General features: G+C 63.1%; 4 protein-coding genes. All 4 read left to right on the forward strand.

Annotation, left to right across the window (positions count from 1 at the left end; genetic code table 11):
• The coding region (locus Q1J79_RS05645; RefSeq protein WP_300297677.1) for a methyl-accepting chemotaxis protein at positions 1 to 491 on the forward strand (491 nt) is incomplete at its 5' end.
• A 96-nt stretch (positions 492 to 587) separates the two neighbouring features.
• Positions 588 to 2,135, forward strand: a complete 1,548-nt coding sequence (locus tag Q1J79_RS05650) for an acetolactate synthase large subunit (RefSeq protein WP_300297680.1) — start codon at positions 588 to 590, stop codon at positions 2,133 to 2,135.
• Positions 2,136 to 2,469: 334 nt separating this feature from the next.
• Positions 2,470 to 3,000, forward strand: a complete 531-nt coding sequence (locus tag Q1J79_RS05655; RefSeq protein ID WP_300297683.1) for a chemotaxis protein CheW — start codon at positions 2,470 to 2,472, stop codon at positions 2,998 to 3,000.
• Between the two features lie 305 nt (positions 3,001 to 3,305).
• The coding region (locus tag Q1J79_RS05660) for a HAMP domain-containing protein (RefSeq protein ID WP_300297686.1) at positions 3,306 to 4,581 on the forward strand (1,276 nt) is incomplete at its 3' end.

Consider the following 4,581-nt stretch of genomic DNA (forward strand, 5'->3'; position numbering starts at 1 on the left):
AAGAGAGCTCACAGAAGATCGTGGACATCGTGTCGCTGATCGACGAGATCGCCTTCCAGACCAATCTTCTCGCCCTGAATGCCTCGGTCGAGGCGGCGCGGGCCGGCGAGGCCGGCAAGGGCTTTGCGGTGGTGGCGCAGGAAGTGCGCGCGCTGGCGCAGCGTTCGGCCAACGCCTCGAAAGACATCAAGGCGCTGATCCAGGAATCGAATGCGCAGGTGAAGACCGGCGCGACTCTCGTGAACCAGACCGGATCGTCGCTGACCGAGATCGTCACGGCGATCAAGAAGGTGAGCGACATCGTGGCCGAGATCGCCGCCGCCAGCCGTGAGCAGGCCACCGGGCTGGATCAGGTCAACACTGCGGTCAGCAGCATGGATGAAATGACCCAGCGCAACGGGGCGCTGGTCGAACAGACGACAGCTTCGGCCCAGTCCCTAGCGGATCAGGGCCGGCAGTTGGCGGAACTGGTTGGCTTCTTCCGGACCTGAATGCAGCCATCTGCGGGGCGGTAATCGTAAGGGCTTGCTCTTTATACGGATACTCTGGTTTGATCGCGCCCTCGATTCACAGGAGGGTGCGGTTCAATGAATGGCGCGGAAAGTCTGGTGCGGACGCTGGTTGCATCCGGCCTAAATACCTGCTTCGCCAATCCCGGCACCTCGGAGATGCATTTCGTGGCGGCGCTGGACCGTGTGCCCGGCGTGCGCTGCGTTCTAGGCCTGTTTGAGGGCGTGGTGACCGGCGCGGCCGACGGCTACTGGCGCATGGCCGACAAGCCGGCCGCCACTTTGCTGCATCTGGGGCCGGGTCTGGCCAATGGCGTTGCCAACCTGCACAACGCGCGCAAGGCCAGCTCGGGCATCGTCAACGTGATCGGCGAACATGCCACCTATCACCTGCAATATGATGCGCCACTGACGTCTGATATCGAGGGCATTGCCCGGCCGGTGTCGCACTGGATCGGCCGGGCGGACAGCGCGGCGGATGTGGCCACGCTGGGCGCCGAGGCGGTCGCGGCGGCGATGAGCAATGGCGGCCAGATCGCCAGCCTCATCCTGCCGGCCGATACGGCCTGGAACGAGGCCGTCGATGTGGCCGTGCCGCTGGCCGTGCCGCCGCGCGTGAAAGCCGAGGAGGCATCCTTGCGTGCTGCCGCTGCCGCGCTGAAGAAAGCCGGCGCCAGCGGCATGCTGATCCTGGGCGGCATCGCCCTGCGCCAGCGTGGGTTGGAACTGGCGGCCCGCATCGCGGCGGCCACCGGCTGCAAATTGTCGAATTCCGGCTACAGCGCGCGCATGGAGCGTGGCGGCGGCTTGCCGCATGTTGGCCGCATCCCCTTCGTGGTCGACCAGGCGGTGGCCTACCTGAAGGATGTGCGCGAACTGGTGCTGGTCGGCGCGCGGCGTCCGGTGGCTTTCTTCGCCTATCCGGGCAAGCCCAGCATCCTGACGCAGGATGATTGCAACATCACCGCCGTCTGCGACGTGGAAGCCGACCTGATCGATGCGCTGGAGCGTCTGGCAGATATGGTTGGCGCGCCCAAAAGCGTACCGGCTGCCATCGTGCCATCGAAACCGGCCCTGCCTGAAGGTGCGCCGACACCCGACAAGATCGCTGCCGCCATGGCTGTTCTGATCCCGGAAAACGCAGTGGTGGTGGATGAATCGATCACCTCGGGTCGTGGTATCTTCGCCGCCGCCCAGGCTGCCGCGCCGCATGACTGGCTCAACAACATGGGGGGCTCGATCGGCTACAGCCTGCCGGTCGCCGTCGGCGCGGCGATAGCGGCGCCCGATCGCAAGATCATCGCCCTGACTGGCGATGGCAGTGCCTTCTATACCCTGCAGGCTTTGTGGACGATGGCGCGTGAGCAACTCAATGTCACCATGGTGGTGTTCGCCAATCGCTCCTATGCCATCCTGCGCAACGAACTGGCGAATGTCGGCGCTGCCAATCCCGGGCCGCGCGCCATCGACATGCTGACGCTCGACCGCCCCGACCCCGACTGGGTCGCGCTGGCCAAGGGTCATGGCGTTGCGGCCGTGCGGGTGGATGAAATGAACGATTTCGCCCGGGCGTTTCTGGCGGCGCTGGAGGTGCAGGGGCCACAACTCATAGAGCTGGTTTTCTGAGCAGCCGCTATTTGTTGTATATGCGGGTTGTGGAGCTGGGGTGAATTGTTGGTAACCCCCGGTTTCCCCTGTGGGATTTTATTTGCAGATCAATTAGAAGTTTGCCAATCATTGTAACGCGGTACCCCTGAAGCAGCGCGGTATGTCACGCCCGCTGCCGGACCGACCACCGAAGGGGCCCCTGCCAAAACTCGAAACCCCACCCCCACCGGGTCCGCGCCGTCCTTGTCACCCAGGACGGCGGTCAGGGGGAAGCGGAGCCGAAAGGTTTCGTTTACCGCGTTGTTCCAGATTGACTACAGCAAGACCGTCCACAGCAGAAAGTGTGAGCGCCATGTCCACGCCCGCCACCATCCCCGCCGCTGGCACCGCCGCCGGCATACCCGCAGTGACCGATCAGAGTGCATCGCTCCTGCGCGGCAACCAGGAAGTCCTGACTTTCACCATCGGCGATCAGAATTACGGCCTTGATCTCTTAAGCGTGCGCGAAATCCGCGCCTGGACGGAAGTCACTCCGCTGCCCAACACGCCCCCCTTCGTGCGCGGCGTGATCAATCTGCGCGGCGCCGTGGTGCCGATTTTTGATCTGCGTGTTCGTCTTGGCGGCGGCGTCACCAACCCGACCAGCGCCAATGTGGTGATCGTGGTCGAGATTGGCACTGAATCCTGCGGGCTGCTGGTCGATACCGTTTCCGATATTCTGGCGCTGGATGCCAGTGCGCTGCAGCCGGTGCCGGCCACCGCCGCCGACGAGGAGCATGGTTTCCTGAGCGCGCTCGCCACCCATGAGGATCGTATGGTGGCGCTCATCGACGTCAATCGTCTCTTCAGCAAGGGTGTTCCCGCGCTGCCTGCCGCTGCCTGATCTGGCGGCGTTTACACCGGCTATTCGTTTAATGGCTCCGCACCGGCCAGTGGGTTGTGCCAATTGGTCGTGGCGGAGCTTTTTTCATGGGCAAGACGCTTTGATCAGTAAGCGGCTCTTTGCTTGATTATATAATAAATCCAATTTGCAATTTTTACTTTAGCGCGCACCACCCCGGTTGTGCCGGTGGTAGCGTTTCCGTCTTTGCAGAACAGCCCCAAGATGTGTGAAACTTGTTGGTATCCGTAGGGTTAGCCGGCAGGGCAGCCCTAATCGCGACAACAAGAATCATGGTGGGGGAAGAAATGTCCATCGCATCCACGATCAAGATCGGCCCGCGCGTCCTCGCGGTGGTGGCGCTGCTGGCAATTGCCGCCGCCGCCATCGGAACGATGGGGATCATATCGCTCGACCGCTACGAGAAGCAGAGCAACGAAATGGCTTCCCTCGCCAAGCAGACCCAGTATGGCGAGCGGCTGAACGCCCTGATCTATGCCGTGGTGATGGATTCGCGTGGTGTCTACATGTCGGATACCACCGCTGCGGCCAAGCCCTTTGCCAACGGCATCCAGCGTTTCACCACCCAGATGGAAGGCCTGATCCGCGACTGGAGCAATCTGATTGGTCCCCAGGCCGCGGCCAGCGAGGAGGCCAGGCAGTTTATCGCCCTGGTGAACCAGTTCATCCAGTTCCGCCGCGAACTGGCCCGGCTGGGCACCGAGGCGGACACGAAACAGGCGCGCGAATATGGCGACAACGACGCCAACCGCAGCAACCGCCAGGCGCTGAACAAGGCGGTTGAAGCGATCAACACGCGCAATGCCGAACGTGTGGAGGCGGTGAATGTCGGTCTGACGGATTATTACAATACCCAGCGTCCGCTGCTGCTCGCCATCACGGTCGTCGCCATCGCGGTGTCGGTTCTGCTCGCGCTTTATGTCGTGATCGCCACGCTGACCAGGCCGATTACCCGGATCACCGCCGTGATGAATACGCTGGCCCAGGGCAATACGGCGATCGACGTCACCGGCAAGGAACGCGGCGACGAAATTGGCGAGATGGCCCAGGCCGTGCAGGTATTCAAGGATAGTATGATCGCTCGCGAAGAGGCGGAAACGCAGATCGCCCGCCAGCGCGAGGAATCGGAAAAGCGCCGACTTGAACGTGAGGCGCGCGAGAAGGTCGCCGGCGAGGAAATTGCCTCTCTGGTCAACAAGGTGGCGCAGGGCGACCTGTCGGGCCGCATCAATGAGGGCGGCAAGGAAGGCTTCTTCCTGTCCACCAGCCAGGAGCTGAACCGTCTGACGGCCACTTTGCAGACCATGGCCGGCGAAATGGCCGATACCATGGGCGCCATGGCCGGTGGCGACCTGACCAAGTCGGTGCGTGGCGACTATCGCGGCGTGTTCGGCCAGCTGAAAGACAGCGCCAACGGCATGGCGACCCGCCTGCGTGACTTCGCCGGCCGCCTGACCAGCACGGCGCAATCGGTGAAGGTGGCCTCTGACGAGATATCCACCGGCAGTCAGGATCTGGCGCAGCGCACGGAATCGCAGGCGGCATCCATCGAGGAAACCGCCG

This window comes from Ferrovibrio sp. (assembly GCF_029255545.1).
GTDB lineage: Bacteria > Pseudomonadota > Alphaproteobacteria > Ferrovibrionales > Ferrovibrionaceae > Ferrovibrio.

Coding starts and splice junctions, on each gene's coding strand:
- Q1J79_RS05650 (WP_300297680.1), top strand. CDS start 588: ATGAATGGCGCGGAAAGTCTGGTGCGGACGCTGGTTGCATCCGGCCTA.
- Q1J79_RS05655 (WP_300297683.1), top strand. CDS start 2,470: ATGTCCACGCCCGCCACCATCCCCGCCGCTGGCACCGCCGCCGGCATA.